This window comes from Streptomyces cavernae (assembly GCF_004023625.1).
GTDB lineage: Bacteria > Actinomycetota > Actinomycetes > Streptomycetales > Streptomycetaceae > Streptomyces > Streptomyces cavernae.
Genome location: NZ_ML137710.1, coordinates 282,548 through 301,188, shown reverse-complemented (window position 1 = coordinate 301,188; position 18,641 = coordinate 282,548). Strand labels below are relative to the sequence as shown.

Below are 18,641 nucleotides of genomic sequence, written 5' to 3'. Positions count from 1 at the left end.
GGCAGGGCAGGAACCAGGCCCCGGACTGGTGCCATGACCAGGCAGGACCACTGTCCTCGTGGCCCCGGCGAGAGGCATGGCCCCGGCAAGAGCCATGGCCCCGGCATGGGCCCTGGCTCCGGGCACAAGGGTCCGGGCCTGCCCACACTGGCTCCGGGCAGAAGGGTCCGGGCCCGCCCACACTGGCTCCAGGGCCGCGCAAGCGGCTCCGGAGCCGCACGCACCACGACAGGGATCACACGCAAGGGGAAGGAAGGCCGCTGACCGTCCACCACCTGAACCAGCTTCTGCTCGTCTGCTCGCTCGTCCTGCTCATCGCCGTGGCAGCGGTCCGGATCTCGTCGCGCAGCGGGCTCCCCAGCCTGCTCGTCTACCTCGGCATCGGCATCGCCATGGGGCAGGACGGCATCGCCGGCATCCAGTTCGACAATGCCGAGCTGACCCAGGTCATCGGCTACGCCGCCCTCGTCGTGATCCTCGCCGAGGGCGGTCTGGGCACGAAGTGGAAGGAGATCAAACCCGCCCTGGGGGCCGCCAGCTCGCTGGCCCTGGTCGGTGTCGCGGTCAGCGTCGGCATCACGGCGTCCGGCGCGCACTACCTGATCGGACTGGACTGGCGGCAGTCGCTCATCATCGGCGCGGTCGTCTCCTCGACCGACGCGGCAGCGGTCTTCTCGGTGCTGCGCAAGGTGCCCCTGCCCGCGCGGCTGACGGGCGTCCTCGAGGCCGAGTCGGGCTTCAACGACGCTCCCGTGGTCATCCTGGTGGTCGCGTTCTCCACGGCCGGCCCGGTGGAGCACTGGTACGCGCTGCTCGGGAAGATAGCCCTTGAGCTGGCGATCGGCGCCGCGATCGGCATTGCGGTGGGCTGGCTCGGCGCGTACGCGCTGCGGCACGTGGCGCTGCCCGCCTCCGGCCTGTACCCGATCGCCGTGATGGCGATCGCGGTCACCGCGTACGCGGCCGGTGCGCTCGCGCACGGCAGCGGCTTCCTCGCGGTGTACCTGGCGTCGATGGTGCTCGGCAACTCCCGGCTGCCCCACTGGCCCGCCACGCGCGGCTTCGCCGAGGGGCTCGGCTGGATCGCGCAGATCGGCATGTTCGTGCTGCTCGGTCTGCTGGTCACCCCGCACGAACTGGGCAACGACTTCGTGCCCGCGCTCGTCATCGGCCTGGTGCTGACCATGGTGGCGCGGCCCGTCTCCGTGATCGTCGGCCTGCTGCCGTTCCGCTTCCCCTGGCGCGAGAAGGCACTGCTGTCCTGGGCCGGACTGCGCGGCGCGGTGCCCATCATCCTGGCAACCATCCCGATGGTGAACGACGTCGAGGACAGCCGGTCGATCTTCAACATGGTCTTCGTGCTGGTGGTCGTCTACACCTTGGTCCAGGGACCGACGCTGCCCTGGTTGGCACGCAAACTGCGCCTGACCGATGCCGACGAGGCCGCCGACCTCGGCATCGAGGCGGCGCCCCTGGAGCGGCTGCGCGGCCATCTGCTGTCGGTGGCGATCCCGGAGGGATCGAAGATGCACGGCGTCGAGATCAACGAGCTGCGGCTGCCGGCCGGGGCCGCGGTGACCCTGGTCGTCCGCGACGGCAAATCGTTCGTCCCGCTGCCCACCACGGTGCTGCGACGCGGGGACGAGTTGCTCGTGGTGACCACCGACCCCGTACGCGACGCCGCCGAGCGGCGCCTGCGGGCCGTGGGCCAGGGCGGCAAGCTCGCCGGCTGGCTGGGCACGGGCAACGGGAACGGCGGCAATGGGGGCAGGGGCAGGCGGTGAAGCCGTTTCGGGGCGTCGGCCGGCTGTGAGGCCGGCCGGGCGCGGAGGTGCAGGGACAGACCCTGAAGCGGTTCCCTTCCGGGGCGTCGGCCGGCTGTCATGCCGGCCGAGCGGCAGAGGTGCAGGGACAGACGCTGACTGAAGCCGTTTCGGGGGCGTCGGCCCGGTGCGAGGCCGGCCGGGCGGCGGAGGAGCCCAGGCAGACCGGGTAGCCGGCTGAGTGGCAGAAGGGCGTCTGTAGGATTACCGCGCACCCTGAACGAACCAACTCTGCCTGACGCAGAGCTGGCGCGACCGCACGGCGGCCGTGGCTGTTCCGCCCGGTATCTACCGCAGTCCGCGCAAGAGGACAGCTCTCGGCGCGCCCGCCCCCTCGGAGGGCCCGCGCTACCAGGCGGCAGAAAGGCACGGCCGTGGCATCCACGGTCACCCTCGAGTCGTCCCGCCCGGGTTACGGGCAACTGCTGCGCACCCGTGGCGCCTGGACGTTTCTGCTCCCCGGCTTCGCCGCGCGCCAGCCGTTCGCGATGCTGACCGTCTCCATCGTGCTGCTGGTGCGGCACACCACCGGTTCCTACGGGGCCGCCGGCGCGGTCGCGGCCGTGACCGGCGTCTCCCTGGCGCTTTTCGCGCCCTACGGGGGCCGGCTCGCCGACCGGTACGGACAGCGTGCCGTGCTGCTGCCCGGGGTGATCCTGCACACCCTCGCCGGTCTCTCCCTGACAGCGCTCGCCCTCATGGACGCCCCCTTGTGGGCGCTTTTCGCGGCGGCCGTGCCCACCGGCGCCTCGGTGCCGCAGATCGGCCCCATGGTGCGGGCGCGCTGGGGTGTGGCGCTCCAGGGCTCGCCCCTGATGACCACGGCCGCTGCCTTCGAGTCCGTCACGGACGAGCTGACCTTCGTCCTCGGCCCGCTGGTGGCGACGGCGCTGTGCACGACCGTGGACCCGGCCGCCGGACTGCTGGCCGAAGCCGGGCTCACCCTGGTGGGCGGTTTGCTGTTCGCGGCACAGCGGAGCACCCAGCCCGCCGTGGTCGTCGTGGGCGGGCACGCGCGCGTGGAGCGCGTTTCGGCACTGCGGGTCCCCGGGGTGCGTGTTCTCGTGGTGGCTTTCCTGGGCATCGGCTCCGTCTTCGGCGGCATGCAGGTCTCGCTCGCCGCCTTCACGGAAACGATCGGCTCCCCCGGCCTGAACGGCGTGCTCTACGGGGTCTTCGCCGCGGGCAACATGCTCTCCGGCGCCGTCTGCGGTGCGATCGCCTGGAAGACCGCCCCGCGGCGGCGCCTGGTGATCGGCTACGCGGCCCTCGCGGTGACCGCCTCCGGGCTGTGGGCCGCACACTCCGTGCTCGCGCTCGCCGGACTCGGCCTCCTTGTGGGTGTCTGCGTCGCACCCGCGCTGATCACCGGCTACACGCTGGTGGAGGGCCTGGTACCGGACGGCGCCCGTACGGAGGCGTTCACCTGGCTGACCGGCGCGGTGGCGCTCGGGCAGGCCGCGGCCGTCACCGCCGCCGGCCAGTTGGAGGACCGCCTCTGGGAAGGCGCCGGATTCCTGGTGCCGCTCGCGGGGACGACGCTCGCGCTCGCGATCGTGGTGGCTCTGCGATCCCGACTCGTCCCCCGGTCGACGAGTCGGACGGTGGCACGCGGTGCCGGTCGGCGGCACGTGGTGTCGGTCACCGCACGCCGGTCCCAGTGGACTGATCCAGCGGAATAGGTCACTATAGACCGTCGTTAGCACTCAACGAGTGAGAGTGCCAGGAGGAAGACAAGTGCCGACCTACCAGTACCAGTGCACCGAGTGCGGCGAGGGCCTCGAGGCGGTGCAGAAGTTCACCGACGACGCGCTGACCGAGTGCCCCAGCTGCGGTGGCCGCCTGAAGAAGGTGTTCTCCGCGGTCGGCATCGTTTTCAAGGGCTCCGGTTTCTACCGCAACGACAGCCGCGGGGCGTCGTCCGGCAGCGCGCCGAAGTCCACGTCGAAGTCGTCGGACTCCTCGTCGTCGTCCTCCTCGGACTCCAAGAGCTCGTCTTCGTCGACGTCCTCGTCGTCCTCATCGGACTCGAAGTCGTCCGGTTCGAGCAGCACGTCCAGCTCCGCCGCCTGACATCCTCCCGGACCCCGCCGTCCCAGGACGGCGGGGTCTTCGGCGTGCCCGGGCGGCTGAGATGCCGGGGCGGGGCAGAGCGGCAGAGGTGCCGGGGCAGAGCAGAGCGACTGAGGTGCCGTGCCCGGGGCAGCTGAGGTGCCGGCCCGGGGCGGCTAATGTGCGCGGCATGGCGAACACAGCGACCACGGCCGAGATCGGTGTCATCGGCGGCTCGGGCTTCTACTCCTTTCTCGACGATGTGACCGAGATACAGGTGGACACCCCGTACGGGGCACCCAGCGACTCCCTCTTCCTCGGCGAACTCGCCGGACGGCGGGTGGCCTTCCTCCCCCGGCACGGCCGTAAGCACCACCTGCCGCCGCATCGCATCAACTACCGCGCCAATCTCTGGGCGCTGCGCTCGGTCGGGGTACGGCAGGTGCTCGGGCCCTGCGCGGTCGGCGGACTGCGCCCCGAGTACGGGCCCGGCACGCTGCTGGTTCCGGACCAGATCGTGGACCGTACGAAAGCCCGGACGCAGACATACTTCGACGGACTGCCCCTTCCGGACGGCTCGGTGCCCAACGTCGTGCACGTGTCGCTGGCCGACCCGTACTGCCCCGTCGGACGCCAGGCCGCGCTGGAGGCGGCGCGCGGCCGTGACTGGGAACCCGTGGACGGCGGGACCCTCGTCGTGATCGAGGGGCCGCGTTTCTCCACGCGAGCCGAATCGCTGTGGCACCAGGCGCAGGGCTGGTCGGTGGTGGGCATGACCGGACATCCCGAGGCGGCGCTCGCCCGTGAACTGGAGCTCTGCTACACGTCGTTGACGCTGGTCACCGACCTGGACGCCGGGGCGGAGACCGGTGAGGGGGTCTCGCACGAGGAGGTCCTCACGGTCTTCGCGGCGAACGTGGACCGCATGCGGGGCGTCCTGTTCGACGCGGTTGCCGGTCTCCCTGCGAACGAGAAGCGCGACTGCTTGTGCACGACGGCACTGGGCGGGATGGATCCGGGCTTCGTATTGCCCTGAAGTTCTCGTTCGGGTGAGGAAGTTGTCCACAACTCGCGGGCTGTCCACGGGCCTCAGCGGGATCCGCGGCGAAGCCCCATCGTGGGATCGCAAGCCGATCTCCCGACGCAGGTGGTGGTACACGGTGGTCCTTCCTCGCCCTCTCTCGTCATCCCCGCTGGCCTCTCTTCCTCCCGAGGCTTCCTCGGCCCCGCATTCGCCTTCCACTCCCCCTCGCACGCCGACCTGGGCAAGCTCCAAGCCGGTCCAGCCATCACCTCTCCCCTCACCACCCACTCCTTTACCTACCGCCTCTCCGCTCCCCTCTCCCCCGCAGTCACTGCCACCGCTTCCCCTACCGCGCTCACCACGCGAGGAGGCCCCTCCCACCTGCGAGGTTCCGCACTTCGATCCCGTTCGGGTACGGGGCGGCGGGCGGCAACTGCGTCGCCTGGTACGTCACCGGAAGCGGGCCGTGGCCGCCGGGCTGGCGGTGACCGCGGCGGCACTCCTGGCGTCGGGCGCCGGCGACACGGAACGGGCACGCGGCCATCCCGTGGCCGATCCGGCACGCGGGCGCGGGGCGGTCCGGTTGGTGGCCGCACCCGTCCGCATCGCCGACGGAGCCACCGTGCGGCTGCTCCGTCCCGGCGACCAGGTCGACGTCATCGCGGCGGAAGAGAGCGGCACCGCACGGGTGGTGGCTTCCGGTGCCCGAGTGACGAAGGTGCCTCACGTCCCGTCCGACGCCGGTCCCGTGCCGAGCTCCGGCAACGGGTTCGACTTCGAATCCGACTCGGGAGACCGTTTCGGGGCCGGGCACACCCCTGCCTCCGGCGGAACGCTCGTCGTGCTGTCCGTGCCGCGCGAGACAGCGGCCCGGCTGGCCGGGGCCGGCGTGACCGCACGGCTGGCGGTGACGCTGTGCTGAGGCATCGCGCGGGCGGGCGCGGACCGGCACACGCATGTGACACACACTCACATGCCACACATGTCTCATCGGCCTCATCGGCCTCATGCGCTTCATGTGCTTCACGTGCTTCACGTGCTTCACGCGCTTCACGTGACGAGTTGGCGTCGAGCCTTCGGATCAGGTGCCCCGGCCGTACGGGCCCGGATCCCGCTGTCGTAGGTTGCGGAGCTGTCCGTGCCACAGCTGGTGCAGCCGTAGAAGGGCCTCTTGGTGAGCGAGAAGAAGGAGCCGAACATCTGGCAGGGCTTCAAGGCCTTCCTGATGCGCGGGAACGTCGTCGATCTGGCGGTCGCAGTGGTCATCGGCGCCGCCTTCACCAACATCGTCAACTCCTTGGTGAAGGGCGTGATCAACCCCGTGGTCGGGGCGTTCGGCACGAAGGACCTCGACAGGTACAGCTCGTGTCTGCAGGGGCCGTGCAAGTTCGACGCGACGACCGGCACTGCCACGAAGGGCATCCCGATCATGTGGGGCACGGTCCTCAGCGCCACGCTGACGTTCGTGATCACCGCGTCCATCGTGTACTTCCTGATGGTCCTGCCGATGTCCAAGTACCTGGCCCGGCAGGCGGCCCGCCAGAAGGAGAAGGAAGGGACCCGGGAGGTCATCGAGGTGACCGAGTTGGAGGTCCTCAAGGAGATCCGCGACCTGCTCGCGGCACAGCGCGGTCCGGACCGCCGGGACCTCTAGGGGTCCTGCGGCGAGTACTGCCCTCAGGACTGCGACGGGTTCAGAGGTGGTGGGGCGGCTTCTCGTCGAGGAAGCGCTTGAGATCAGCGGCGGAGTCGCTCCCGGAGCCGGGACGCTCGCCCCATCCCCGGTCGGTGTCGTCCGGGGACTGCTGGTCCAGCGGATCGTCGAAGATCAGCGCGCTCTTCGGCGCGGCCGGTGCCTCACTCGGCGCAGTCTTCGGCTCGCGTGGCTCGGGGGCGGTGCTCATGGCTCCAGAGTACGTGCGGCCGCTCCGGGAACGGCCGGACGCCTGGTTTCCGGGGCCCCGTGACTCCCGCCGCACGGCACCGCCCACACTGGGATGCATGACAGTTGACGCACTGACGGACGTTGCCGGGCTGCGCGTGGGACATGCGACGCGCAGAGGGGACGGGTGGCTCACCGGGACCACGGTCGTGCTGGCTCCGGAGGGCGGGATGACCGCCGCGGTGGACGTGCGCGGCGGCGGACCCGGCACCAAGGAGACCGACGCCCTGGACCCGCGCAATGTGGTGCAGCGGATAGACGCCGTGGTGCTGACCGGCGGCAGCGCCTACGGGCTGGACTCCGCCTCGGGCGTGATGGCCTGGCTGGAGGAGCGGGGACGCGGGGTGCGGGTGGGACCCGAGCCGAGGCACGTCGTTCCGGTCGTGCCGGCTGCCTGTGTCTTCGACCTCGGGCGGGGTGGCGACTTCGGGGCCCGGCCGGACGCGGCCACCGGGCGAGCGGCGGTGGCGGCGGCCGACGCGAGCGCACCGGGCGCACCGGTGGCGGAGGGCTGTGTGGGGGCGGGTACGGGAGCGGTGTCGGGCGGCTTCAAGGGTGGGATAGGAACGGCGAGCACGGTCCTCGGCTCGGGGATAACCGTGGCGGCGCTGGCGGTGGCCAACGCGGTGGGAGCGGTGGTGGATCCGGAGACGGGGGTGCTGTACGGGGAGTTGTTCCGGGGACGCCCGGCGTATCCCGCGGCCGAGGTCCACTCGGCGGCTCAGCGGCGCTTCGCCGAGGCGGCGGAGAAGAACACGCCGCCGTCGCTGAACACCACGCTCGCGGTGGTGGCCACGGACGCCGAACTGTCCCGTTCCCAGGCGCAGAAGCTCGCGGGGACGGCGCACGACGGCATAGCGCGTGCCGTGCGGCCGGTGCATCTGCTCAACGACGGGGACACGGTGTTCGCCCTCGCCACGGGAGCACGCCCGCTCCCGTCGGAGGGACCGGTCGCCCTCAACGAGGTGCTGGCGGCCGGGGCGGACCTGGTGACGAGGGCGATCGTCCGGGCGATACGCGCGGCCGAGCCGGTGGCCGGCCCGGGCGGCAACTGGCCGTCGTACGAGGAGCTCTACGGGAGCTGACGTAGTCAGCAGCCCGAAGGAAGAAGGCTGAAGAAAGAGGGCTGAACGGTCGACGTCGGCACGCAGACGATGACGGTGGTGCGCGACGGCAGGACGGTCAAGACGATCCCGATCTCGGCGGGCAGCCCTCAGAACCCCACGTACAACGGGCAGATGGTGATCTCGGCGAAGTTCACGCAGACGCGGATGGACGGTTCGACGGTCGGTTTCGGCGGGGACTACAACATTCCGGACGTGCCGCACGCGATGCGGCTGACCCGGTCGGGAACGTTCATCCACGGCAACTACTGGTACAACCGCGGCAATCCGCCGTTCCGCCGGGCGGGCACCAGCCACGGCTGTGTGGGACTCGCGGATGTACAGGGAGCGCAGGGGGCCACGCCCGCGAAGTGGTTCTACGACAACTCACTGATCGGAGACGTCGTGATCGTGAAGAACTCCACGGTCGCCCCGGACAACGGGCTCAACGGGTGGAACCTGTCGTGGAGCGAGTGGAAGGCGGGCAGCGCGCTCTGACACCCGAGAACGGGCAGTTCGCCGTGATCACCACGGGCGGGCAGCGCACCACGGCCCCTTCGACGGGCCGCGGGCGCGCGTGCGCTGTGATGGCCTCGACCGGCTGTGCGCTGTGAACTTGAGAAGGGGTTGTGCACTGTGAACTCTAGAAGGGACAGTGCACCGTGAAGGCCGAGGGGAGGGAGTGCGGGAGGGAATCGCGGGCAACAGGCCTCTGACACCGTGGTTCTGACGGACCGAAGGAACAACTGGACCAGCCCGCGCGGGAACTTACCGGGCGGCCCGTCCGTTTTCCGGGCGTACGTTTTCTCGGTTCCCGGACATGATGTCCCGCCGAGGGACTACGGTGTGCACCCATGAGGTGACATGCAGCGACGCCAGGAGATGCCTTGAGCGTTCCGTACGAGACCGCAGCGTACGAGCCGTCCGAGTCGCCCGAGTCTCCGGAGGAGGAACTCGCGCGACTGCTCGGACGCGCCATGAACTCCTTCGAGCTGCCCGAGGAGACGATACGCCGGCTCGACTGCGCGCTGGCGCACGACAGTTCACTGCACTCCGCCCACCACAGCGCGGGCCTGCACCGCGAGACGTACCGGCACAGCTGGCTGCTCGCGGACGGCGCGGCGCTGACGTTGTGGGAGCTGGTGCACAACACCGCACCAGGCTCGTACCCGCAGCACGAGGTCTACGCGGACGAGACGGAGTTGCGGGCAGCCACCGCGCGGCTGCCGCTGCCGCCGGATGCCCCGGACTTCGAACTGCCGGCGCTGGTCCACCTGTCGCCGATCCCCGAGCCTGGTCCGGAGTACTCACCGGACGACTCGGCGGACCACGGACGCCGGCTGTTGCGCCGGGCGGAGAATCCTGACGCTCCCGGACCGGAGATCGCGGCACTGCTGCGGACGGCGTTCGCGCATCAGATCACGCAGGCGTTCGGAAGGCCGTGCCGGGCCGGGCGGATCGGGCTGGGCTACTCGCTGTACGAGCATGCGTTCCTGCTGCTCGACGGGGAGGAGCTGAGCCTGTGGGAGGTCGAGCACACGGCGACGCCCGACGGGCGCCACATGTGCGAGGTGTATCAGACGGAGAACGCGGCCCGGGCGGCGATGGAGCGCAGGGCGGCGACGCTCCGCTGATGCGCTGACCCGCTTCGGGAGCTGACGTGCACGAGGGGACTGCCCGGCGCGAATGCCCAACGGGAGTGCCCAACAGGGAGTGCCAGAGGGGCTCTAGGAGCGTCCCTCGCTGAACTGCCGGACGAGTCCGGCGAAGGCGGCCCGTTCGGCGGCGGTCAGCTGTACCGCCTCCGGGGGCGGGCCGGCCTGGCGGGGCAGCGCGCGCAGGGGCCGGGGCCCGGTCGCGTAACGGTCGTGCCGGTACTGGCCGGTGCGGTGAATCCTGCGCCGGACGACACGCAGCAGAACGGAACCCCAGACGAGACCGGCCGCGGTCAGTGCGGCCACGCCGGTCATCTGAAGGAACGAGACGTGATCGGACATGCCCCCAGTAGACACCACGGTCCGGGACTTCGGCCCCGGACCGTGACGCATCTCGCAGCTGTGGTGAACGGTTCACATCCGAAGCAATGGGGCGATTCTCACATCTCCACCGCTCGGATAGCCGGTCTCAGGCGGCCACCGGCTCCTTGCGCTGTGCGGTCACCGTGGGCCCGGCCGCATCCGCCGACGCGGCTTCCGGAGTCTGCTTGCGCATGCCCTTCAGGACCACCACCAGGCCCGTCGAGACGAGCACGCCCGCCGCGATCGCCACCAGGTAGAGGAAGGGGTTGCCGATCAGCGGGACCACGAAGATGCCGCCGTGCGGGGCACGCAGGGTGCAGTCGAAGACCATCGACAGTGCGCCGGTGACCGCGCCTCCCACCATCGACGCGGGGATGACACGCAGCGGGTCGGCCGCGGCGAACGGGATCGCGCCCTCGGAGATGAAGGAGAAGCCCAGTACCCAGGCCGCCTTGCCGTTCTCCCGTTCGGTCTTGGTGAAGAGCTTGCCGCGCACGGTGGTGGCCAGGGCCATCGCCAGCGGCGGGACCATGCCCGCCGCCATCACCGCGGCCATGACCTTCAGGCTGCCCTCGGTGGGGTTGGTGAGACCGCCGACGGCGAAGGCGTAGGCGACCTTGTTGACCGGTCCGCCGAGGTCGAAGCACATCATCAGGCCGAGAATGACGCCCAGGATGACCGCGTTGGCGCCGGACAGGCCCTTCAGCCAGTCGGTCAGGGCGCTCTGCAGTTCCGCGATGGGCTCGCCGACGACCAGGAACATCAGGAATCCGACCACCGCGGAGGAGATCAGCGGGATCACCACCACCGGCATGATGCCGCGCAGCGGCGCCGGGACCTTCACCTTCTGGATCGCCATCACCACACCACCGGCGATCAGACCGGCCGCGAGACCGCCCAGGAAGCCCGCGTTGATGGTGGTGGCGATCATGCCGCCGACGAAACCAGGGACCAGGCCGGGCCGGTCGGCCATGCCGTAGGCGATGTAACCGGCCAGGACGGGGACCAGGAAGCCGAAGGCGACGCCGCCGATCTGGAAGAGCAGCGCGGCCCAGCTGTCCGCTTGCGTCCACACGAAGTGCTCGGCCACCGAAGGGGCCTTGTTGATGGTGTAGCCGCCGATGGCGAAGCCCAGGGCGATCAGCAGACCGCCCGCCGCGACGAACGGGACCATGTAACTGACGCCGGACATCAGCCACTTGCGCAGCCTGGTGCCGTATCCGTCGCCGGCCTCGCCCGCGCGCTCCACCGGCGTGCCCGCGCCCGCGGGAGCGGTGACCTCGCCGCGCTCCGCCTTGCCGCGGACCTCTGCGATGAGCTCGCCGGGGCGGTTGATCCCGGCCTTCACACCGACGTCGACCGTGGGCTTTCCGGCGAATCGTTCCTTCTCGCGTACGGGGACGTCGTGCGCGAAGATCACCCCGTCCGCGGCGGCGATGAGGGCCGGGTCGAGCCGGGTGAATCCGGCGGAGCCCTGCGTCTCGACGACGAGTTCGACCCCGGCCTCGCGGCCCGCGTTCTCGAGGGACTCCGCGGCCATGTAGGTGTGGGCGATGCCGGTCGGGCAGGAGGTGACCGCGACGATCCGGAACTTCTCGGGGACCGGGGCGTTCGAGGTGCTCGAGGACTGCGCGCCGCTCGCCGGGGCGTCCGTGGTGGTCACCGTGTCGGCCGAGGTGTCCGCGTCCTCCGCGGTCTCCGGGTCGGCCGTGGCCACGCTCCCCTCGGACGGCGGGACCGCGTCGGCGCCCTTCGGTCCGGCGCTCTTCGACTCCCCGCTGTTCGACTCCGCGCTCAGTGCTGCGTCGCCGCGGATGAGGGCGGCCGTCTGTCCGGCGTCGGTCGCCGCGCGCAGCGCACCCGTGAACTCGTCGTCCATGAGCTTGCGTGCCAGCGCCGACAGGATCGTGAGATGGGCGTCGTCCGCGCCGGCCGGGGCGGCGATGAGGAAGATCAGGTCGGCCGGGCCGTCCGCCGCACCGAAGTCGATCCCGGCCGCGCTGCGCCCGAAGGCCAGCGTGGGCTCGGTGACATGGGCGCTGCGGCAGTGCGGGATCCCGATGCCGCCGTCCAGACCGGTCGGCATCTGGGCCTCCCGGGCGGCGACGTCGGCCAGGAAGCCGTCCAGGTCGGTCACCCGGCCCAGCCCCACCATCCGTTCGGCGAGGGCACGCGCCGCGGCCTCTTTGGTGTCGGCGGACAGGTCGAGATCGACCAGGTCCGCGGTGATCATCTCACTCATCGCGGGCTCCTTCGCACGCGTATCGCCCTGGGGATCGGGTGGGCGCAAGGGGGGACGGGTTCAGTTCGCCGAACCGCGGCGGGGAATCCACGGCCCGTGGTGAGGGGGGTGGGGGTCGCCGGCGTGGGGAGGTAGGTCCCCACACCGGCTGTCCGGATGCGCGATAGGGGAGAGCGCGCACCCGGGGCAAAGGGGGTGGTGGTACGAGCCGTGCGCGGGGCGGTCACCGTGCTCATGGCACCGGCTCCGTCAGGACGCGGTCCGTCGGAATCGTCGAGGTCACCGTCACCGTGGCTGGGTCCAGGTCCGCCGGGGTCGGCATCACGCTGCCCGGGAGCCGGACGGCCGCCGCGCCGTGGGCCACCGCGGAGGCGAGGGCCTGTGGGCCGTGGCCGTCGGCGATCAGGAAGCCCGCCAACGAGGAGTCGCCGGCCCCGACGTTGCTGCGGACCGCGTCCACGCGGGCGGACCCGTACCAGGCGCCGGAGCCGTTCACCAGCAGTTGGCCGTCCGCACCGAGGCTGGCGAGGACGGCGTCCGCGCCCAACGCGCGCAGTTCCTCCGCGGCTTTGACCGCGTCGCCGACCGTGGCGAGCGGCCGGCCGACCGCCTCGGCCAGCTCCTCGGCGTTGGGCTTGACCACGTCGGGGCGTTCGCGGAGCGCGGCAAGCAGGGCCGGGCCCGAGGTGTCCAGCGCTATCCGGGCCCCGGCGGAGTGGGCCCGGGCGACCAGCTTCGCGTACCAGGAGGGGTCGAGCCCGCGCGGCAGACTGCCGCAGCAGGCGATCCAGGACGCCGCCCCGGACTGGCCGCGCACCGTCTCCAGCAGCAACTCGGCCTCGGTCGGCGAGAGTTCCGGTCCCGGAGCATTGATCTTCGTGAGGGTGCCGTCGGGCTCCGCGACCGCGATGTTCGAACGGGTCGCCCCGGCGATCGGGACGGGCGCGACCTCGATGCCCTGGGCGTCGAGCAGATCCGCGACGAGCGCGCCCGGCGCACCGCCCAACGGCAGCACGGCCAGCGTGCGCTGCCCGGCCGCGGCGACCGCACGCGAGACGTTGACGCCCTTGCCGCCCGGGTCCATACGTTCGCCGGTGGCCCGGATGAGCTCGCCGCGGTCCAGCGAGGGGACCTCGTACGTGCGGTCCAGGGAGGGGTTCGGGGTGACCGTGAGGATCATGCGCGCACTACTTCCGTGCCGCCGCGCTCCATGGCGGTGGCGTCGTCGGGGCTCAGCCCGCTGTCGGTGATCAGCAGGTCCACGTCGCTGAGGGCGCCGAACCGCGCGAAGTGTTCCTGACCGTGCTTGGCGGAGTCGGCGAGCAGGACGACGCGGCGGGCCGCGGCGACGGCCGCGCGCTTCACGGCCGCCTCGGCGAGGTCGGGCGTGGTCAGTCCGTGCTCGGCGGAGAAACCGTTGGCGGCGATGAAGACGAGATCGGCGCGGATCTCCGCGTACGCCCGGAGCGCCCAGGCATCCACGGCGGCGCGGGTGCGGGGGCGTACGCGGCCTCCGACGAGGTGGAGCTGGATGCCGGGGTGGTCGGCGAGGCGGGCCGCGATGGGCAGACTGTGGGTGACCACGGTGAGCTGGGACTCCAGCGGGAGCATCGCCGCGAGACGGGCCGTGGTGGTGCCGGCGTCGAGGATCATCGTGCCGTCGGGTGGCAGTTCGGCCACGGCGGCGCGGGCGATGCGTTCCTTCTGGTCGGCCGCGGTGGTCTCGCGCTCGGCGAGGTCGGGCTCGAAGTCGAGGCGGCCGGCGGGGATGGCGCCGCCGTGCACCCGGCGGACCAACCCGGCGCGGTCCAGCGCCTTCAGATCGCGGCGGATGGTCTCGGCCGTGACCTGGAACTCCTCGGCCAGAGACAGCACGTCCACGCGACCGCCGTCGCGCGCGAGCCGGAGGATCTCCTGCTGCCTCTCCGGTGCGTACAATCCGTCCGCCTCCACCCTATGCCCGAACGTGTGGTTTCCCACGAGAGGCTACGTCCGAATGTCGGGAAAGTAAACAGGTTCGGGCATCAGGCGGACGCAAACGGGCGTGCGTGACGAATGCTTGGTGCGGGGATGTCCGCCGCCCGCACGTACGGAACTGCCCGGCGGATCGCGAACTCGCCGCGAAGCGCCGGGCAGTGGATGGGAAGCGGTGGCGGCTGCAAGCGCCGCAAGCGCGGGCGGGGCGGGCAAGCGCCGCAAGCGCGGGCGGGGCGGGCAAGCGCCGCAAGTCGCGGGCGGGGCGGCGCCGAGCGCAGCCCGACCGGCGCCGAGCGCGGGGCCGGTCGGGCCCCTGTGGTCAGGAGACCAGTTCCCCCGCCCGAACCGTGCCCTCCGCGGCGGCGACGCCCTCCACCGGCTCGGCCGGCTCTCCCGGCTCGGCCTCCGCGGCGGCCCCGTCCACCGGGTCGGCCCCCTCCACGTGCTGGGCCGGCCGCCGTGGCAGGGCGAACATCAGCAGGAAGATCGCCGTCAGTACCCCGGCGACCCAGTAGAGCGCGTGCTGGAAGCCGTTCACGAAGGCCGGTCCGACCGTGATCGGCGTCAGGCGCTCGTCGATGACCCCGAAGAAGACCACCGACACCAGCCCGAGCCCGAGTGCGTTGCCCATCTGCTGCACCGTGTTGATCAGGCCGGACGCCGATCCCGCGTGTTCGCGCGGCACCTCCGACAGCACCGCGTCCGTCAGCGGGGCCACGATCAGTCCCATGCCCACGCCCATCACGACCAGTGGGAGCGCCATCTGCCACGAGGCGATGGCGAGCCCGTACCGCTCGGACTCCCAGACGTAGATCAGCACGCCGGACGCCATCACCAGCGCTCCCGCCTGCAGCACCCCGCGTCCGAAGCGCGGGACCAGCAACTGCACCGACAGACCCGCCGCTACCGACACCGCCACCGAGAACGGCACCCCGGTCAGCCCGGCCCGCAGCGCGCTCCAGCCGAGCCCTTCCTGCATGTACAGCGTCCAGACCAGGAAGAAGATGCCGAGTGAGACTCCGAAGACGGTCTGCACGGCGATGCCCGCCGCGAAACTCTTCACCCTGAACAGGGACAGCTCGATGAGCGGCGAACCGTCACGCACGGCCTTCCGCTTCTCGTACGCCACCAGTGCCGCGAACACGACCAGCGAGCCGGCCATGGACACGTACCCCCACGTCGGCCAGCCCAGCTCGCGGCCGCGGGTGAGCGGGTAGATCAGCATCAGCAGTCCGAGGGTGACCAGGGCGACGCCGACGAGGTCGAGCCGGAGGGCGCGCGGGGCCTTGGACTCGGCGATGAAACGGCTGCCCAGGATCAGCCCGGCGATACCGACCGGCAGGTTGATGAGGAAGATGGGCCGCCATTCGAGGCCGAACAGGTTCCACTCGGTGAGCAGCGCCCCCAGGAGCGGACCGGACACGGCGCCCAGTCCCACGATCGCGCCGAAGAGGCCGAAGACCTTGCCGCGCTCGTGCGCGGGGAAGGTGGCGTGCACGATCGACAGCACCTGCGGCACCATCAGCGCGGCCATCGCGCCCTGCAGGATGCGCGCGGCGACCAGCATCTCGGCGTTCACGGCGAGTCCGCAGAGCGCGGAGGCGAGGGTGAAACCGCCGATCCCGATGAGGAAGACCCGCTTGCGGCCGTGGATGTCACCGAGCCGTCCGCCGGTGATGAGGCCGGCGGCGAAGGCGAGGGCGTAACCGGCGGTGATCCACTGGACCTGGCTGAAGGACGCGCCCTCGTTCCGCCGGATCGACGGGATCGCGATATTGACGATGGTGACGTCGACAAGATCCATGAAGGCCGCGGTCATCACGATGGCCAGCGCGAACCACCGCTTGGAGTCGGCCTCCGGCCCGGGGGACGGGGTTGTTCGGTCGGCCTCCGGCCGCGGGGACGGGACTGTGCTGCTGCTGGAAGTCATGACCTCAAGCTAGAGCCGATATAGGTCAGTTCATGTCCTAGTTGGCGGGCATTCTGGAGGCATGAAGAAGAAGCGGGAACGGGGAGGCTGGAATGACCACTGATACGCCGGCACGACTGCTTCAGTTGCTCTCCCTGTTGCAGACGCCCCGCGAGTGGCCCGGCGGTGAGCTGGCCGATCGGCTCGGCGTCTCGCGGCGGACCGTGCGGCGGGACGTCGACCGGCTGCGGGAGCTGGGGTACCCGGTGCAGGCGACCAAGGGTGCCGACGGCGGGTACCGCCTCGTCGCCGGGAAGGCGATGCCCCCGCTGGTGCTGGACGACGAGGAGGCCGTGGCGATCGCCGTGGGACTGCGGGCCGGCGCCGGACACGCCGTGGCGGGTGTGGACGAGGCCTCCGTACGTGCCCTCGCCAAGCTGGAGCAGGTGCTGCCGTCCCGGCTGCGACACCGGGTCTCCACGCTGCAGTCCGCGACCACTCCGCTCACCAGCGGTGACGGAGCGAGCATCGCCCCTGAGACGCTGACCGTGATGGCGTCGACGGTGGCGGGACACGAGCGGCTGCGGTTCGCCTACCGCTCCGGCGACGGGACCGAGTCGCGGCGGCTGACCGAACCGTACCGGCTGGTGTCGACCGGTCGCCGCTGGTACCTCGTCGCCTACGATCTCGACCGCGCCGACTGGCGGACCTTCCGTGTGGACCGGGTCAGTGAGCCATTCGCGACCGGGGCCCGCTTCAGCCCGCGCGAACTGCCCACGGGCAGCGCGGCCGAGTTTCTGAAGCAGTCGCTCCGGCGGCGGCAGGAGACGTACGACTTCGAGGTGACCTACTCGGCTCCGGCCGAGTACGTGGCCGCCCGGCTCCCCCACTGGGTGGCAAGGCCCGAACCGATCGACGAGCACACCTGCCGACTGCGGGGGTCCACCGGCGATCAGGTGGAGTGGCTGGCCGTACGGCTGGCACTGGTCGACTGCGACTTCACAGTGCGGAAGCCCGTGGAACTCGTCGAGTGCGTAAGGAAGTTGGGCGCACGGATGACTCGGGCAGCCGTCTCCTGAGGTGAAGGGGCGACCGCCTCACTGACGGGACAGGCAGTGACAGGTGCGGCCGCCTCCCGGCGGTTGCACTTGTCCATACCTCTGGAACGTGTCGAGCCGAGCCCCGGCGCGAGGGGGGAGTGCGCCGGAGCTCGGCTCTGGGGAGAGTCCCGGCGCCGGGGGGGGAGTGCGTCGGGACTCAGCTTCGGGGGCCCGGGGGGGGCGTGTGTCAGACACGCCCGGTGCCCATGGATTCCAGGGCCCAGGGGGCTTGTGCCCCGGGTCCGGGATGTTATGCCGGTCGATTCTGGATTCGTCGGACGGCGATGACGCCGCCGCGCGGACAGGTCACTCCGCCTGCGCGGCCGGGCCGTCACGCCGCCGCGTCGAATCCGGTGTCTCGGGCCAGCTTCTTCAGCTCGAGCAGTGCGTGCTTCTCTATCTGGCGGATGCGCTCGCGGGTGAGGCCGTGCTCCTTGCCGACCTCGGTGAGCGTGCGCTCCCGGCCGTCCTCGATGCCGTACCGCATCTTGATGATCGACGCGGTACGCTGGTCCAGGCGGCCGATGAGACCGTCGAGTTCCTCGCTGCGCAGCAGGGTGAGGACCGACTGCTCGGGCGAGACCGCGGAGGTGTCCTCCAGCAGGTCGCCGAACTGGGTCTCGCCCTCGTCGTCCACCGACATGTTCAGTGACACCGGGTCGCGGGCCCAGTCCAGCACGTCGCTGACGCGCTCCGCCGTCGAACCCAGCTCGGCGGCGATCTCGGCGGGCTCCGGGTCCCGGCCGTGCTCCCGGTTGAACTCGCGCTGGATACGGCGGACGCGGCCCAGTTCCTCGACCAGGTGGACGGGGAGACGGATGGTGCGCGACTGGTCGGCGATCGACCGGGTGATGGCCTGGCGGATCCACCACGTCGCGTACGTCGAGAACTTGAAGCCCTTGCGGTAGTCGAACTTCTCGACCGCGCGCACCAGGCCGGCGTTGCCCTCCTGGATCAGGTCGAGCAGCGGGAGACCGCTGCGCGGGTAGCGTCGGGCCACGGCCACGACGAGGCGCAGATTGGACCGGATGAAGATGTCCTTCGCCCGCTCGGCATCGGCGACGAGCGCCTCCAGTTCCTCGCGGGTCGCTTCCGCCCTGGACTCCTCCTCACCGTCGAGGATCTGCCTGGCGAACACTCCCGCCTCGATGATCTGGGACAGCTCGACCTCTTTGGCGGCGTCGAGCAGCGGTGTACGCGCGATCTCGTCGAGGTACATGCCGACCAGGTCGCGGTCGGCGATCTCGCCGGCTGAGGCGCGAACACTGCTTGCCACGTCGGTGTCGCCGGCGGCGGACTTGCGACGGGCGACGGCACGGGTTGCCATGCGTGCTCCCTTGCGATGGTGGGGTCAGCGGGACTTTCTGGGGCTCAGCACCTTCCTCGGGTGCCCTGCTTCCGATGGAAACAACGACTGGAATCAGGACAGAATTCCCAACCCGCCCCCCGAA

At 71.0% G+C, this 18,641-nt stretch carries 16 protein-coding genes and 1 pseudogene; 10 read left to right on the top strand and 7 right to left on the bottom strand.

The window, feature by feature from the left end; genetic code table 11:
* Window positions 1-260 precede the first annotated feature (260 nt).
* The 6 genes from EF387_RS04950 (at window position 261) to mscL (ending at window position 6,553) form a co-directional block, all read left to right on the top strand.
* The gene (locus tag EF387_RS04950) at window positions 261-1,784 is read left to right on the top strand and encodes a potassium/proton antiporter (protein WP_238431340.1); all 1,524 of its coding nucleotides are present in this window, start codon (window positions 261-263) and stop codon (window positions 1,782-1,784) included.
* A 413-nt stretch (window positions 1,785-2,197) separates the two neighbouring features.
* Window positions 2,198-3,505, top strand: a complete 1,308-nt coding sequence (locus EF387_RS04945) for an MFS transporter (RefSeq protein ID WP_128375224.1) — start codon at window positions 2,198-2,200, stop codon at window positions 3,503-3,505.
* 55 nt (window positions 3,506-3,560) lie between these two features.
* Complete coding sequence (locus EF387_RS04940) at window positions 3,561-3,896, top strand: FmdB family zinc ribbon protein (protein WP_128375223.1); 336 nt, start codon at window positions 3,561-3,563, stop codon at window positions 3,894-3,896.
* 169 nt (window positions 3,897-4,065) lie between these two features.
* A complete protein-coding gene (locus EF387_RS04935; RefSeq protein WP_128375222.1) occupies window positions 4,066-4,911 on the top strand; it encodes an S-methyl-5'-thioadenosine phosphorylase in 846 nt (281 codons plus the stop codon).
* A gap of 319 nt (window positions 4,912-5,230) precedes the next feature.
* A complete protein-coding gene (locus tag EF387_RS04930; protein ID WP_128375260.1) occupies window positions 5,231-5,821 on the top strand; it encodes a hypothetical protein in 591 nt (196 codons plus the stop codon).
* 249 nt (window positions 5,822-6,070) lie between these two features.
* A complete protein-coding gene (mscL, locus tag EF387_RS04925) occupies window positions 6,071-6,553 on the top strand; it encodes a large conductance mechanosensitive channel protein MscL (protein WP_420802525.1) in 483 nt (160 codons plus the stop codon).
* A gap of 40 nt (window positions 6,554-6,593) precedes the next feature.
* On the opposite strand, the gene EF387_RS04920 is transcribed toward mscL, so the two are convergent.
* Window positions 6,594-6,803: a hypothetical protein gene (locus tag EF387_RS04920; protein ID WP_128375220.1), complete on the bottom strand. Its 210-nt coding sequence runs from the start codon at window positions 6,801-6,803 to the stop codon at window positions 6,594-6,596.
* 97 nt (window positions 6,804-6,900) lie between these two features.
* Here EF387_RS04920 and EF387_RS04915 point away from each other — a divergent pair, with 97 nt between their 5' ends.
* The 3 genes and pseudogenes from EF387_RS04915 to EF387_RS04905 all read left to right on the top strand — a co-directional run bounded on the left by EF387_RS04915 (window position 6,901) and on the right by EF387_RS04905 (window position 9,578).
* The gene (locus tag EF387_RS04915) at window positions 6,901-7,926 is read left to right on the top strand and encodes a P1 family peptidase (protein ID WP_128375219.1); all 1,026 of its coding nucleotides are present in this window, start codon (window positions 6,901-6,903) and stop codon (window positions 7,924-7,926) included.
* 45 nt (window positions 7,927-7,971) lie between these two features.
* Window positions 7,972-8,442 (top strand): annotated as a pseudogene (locus tag EF387_RS04910) (L,D-transpeptidase); the annotation flags it as partial.
* A 389-nt stretch (window positions 8,443-8,831) separates the two neighbouring features.
* Window positions 8,832-9,578, top strand: a complete 747-nt coding sequence (locus EF387_RS04905; RefSeq protein ID WP_128375218.1) for a DUF6227 family protein — start codon at window positions 8,832-8,834, stop codon at window positions 9,576-9,578.
* 93 nt (window positions 9,579-9,671) lie between these two features.
* Here the strand turns inward: EF387_RS04905 and EF387_RS04900 are convergent, their stop codons facing one another.
* The 5 genes from EF387_RS04900 to EF387_RS04880 form a co-directional block, all read right to left on the bottom strand.
* On the bottom strand, window positions 9,672-9,941 hold the full coding sequence (locus EF387_RS04900) for a hypothetical protein (protein WP_128375217.1): 270 nt from the start codon (window positions 9,939-9,941) through the stop codon (window positions 9,672-9,674).
* A 127-nt stretch (window positions 9,942-10,068) separates the two neighbouring features.
* Window positions 10,069-12,204 (bottom strand): PTS fructose transporter subunit IIABC, encoded by a 2,136-nt coding sequence (locus EF387_RS04895; RefSeq protein ID WP_128375216.1) that lies wholly within the window; start codon window positions 12,202-12,204, stop codon window positions 10,069-10,071.
* 232 nt (window positions 12,205-12,436) lie between these two features.
* Window positions 12,437-13,384 (bottom strand): 1-phosphofructokinase, encoded by a 948-nt coding sequence (gene pfkB / locus EF387_RS04890; protein WP_128375215.1) that lies wholly within the window; start codon window positions 13,382-13,384, stop codon window positions 12,437-12,439.
* Entirely contained in the window at window positions 13,381-14,142 is a 762-nt protein-coding gene (locus EF387_RS04885) for a DeoR/GlpR family DNA-binding transcription regulator (protein ID WP_128375214.1), read from the bottom strand. Before EF387_RS04885 ends, pfkB begins: the two co-directional genes overlap by 4 nt.
* A 358-nt stretch (window positions 14,143-14,500) precedes the next feature.
* Window positions 14,501-16,111: an MFS transporter gene (locus EF387_RS04880; RefSeq protein WP_128375213.1), complete on the bottom strand. Its 1,611-nt coding sequence runs from the start codon at window positions 16,109-16,111 to the stop codon at window positions 14,501-14,503.
* 92 nt (window positions 16,112-16,203) lie between these two features.
* Between EF387_RS04880 and EF387_RS04875 the strand changes: the two genes are divergently transcribed.
* Entirely contained in the window at window positions 16,204-17,169 is a 966-nt protein-coding gene (locus EF387_RS04875; RefSeq protein ID WP_128375212.1) for a helix-turn-helix transcriptional regulator, read from the top strand.
* 352 nt (window positions 17,170-17,521) lie between these two features.
* Here the strand turns inward: EF387_RS04875 and EF387_RS04870 are convergent, their stop codons facing one another.
* Window positions 17,522-18,517 carry a sigma-70 family RNA polymerase sigma factor gene (locus EF387_RS04870; protein WP_128375211.1) on the bottom strand — a complete coding sequence of 332 codons (996 nt, stop codon included), beginning with the start codon at window positions 18,515-18,517 and terminating at the stop codon, window positions 17,522-17,524.
* Window positions 18,518-18,641: the final 124 nt, after the last annotated feature.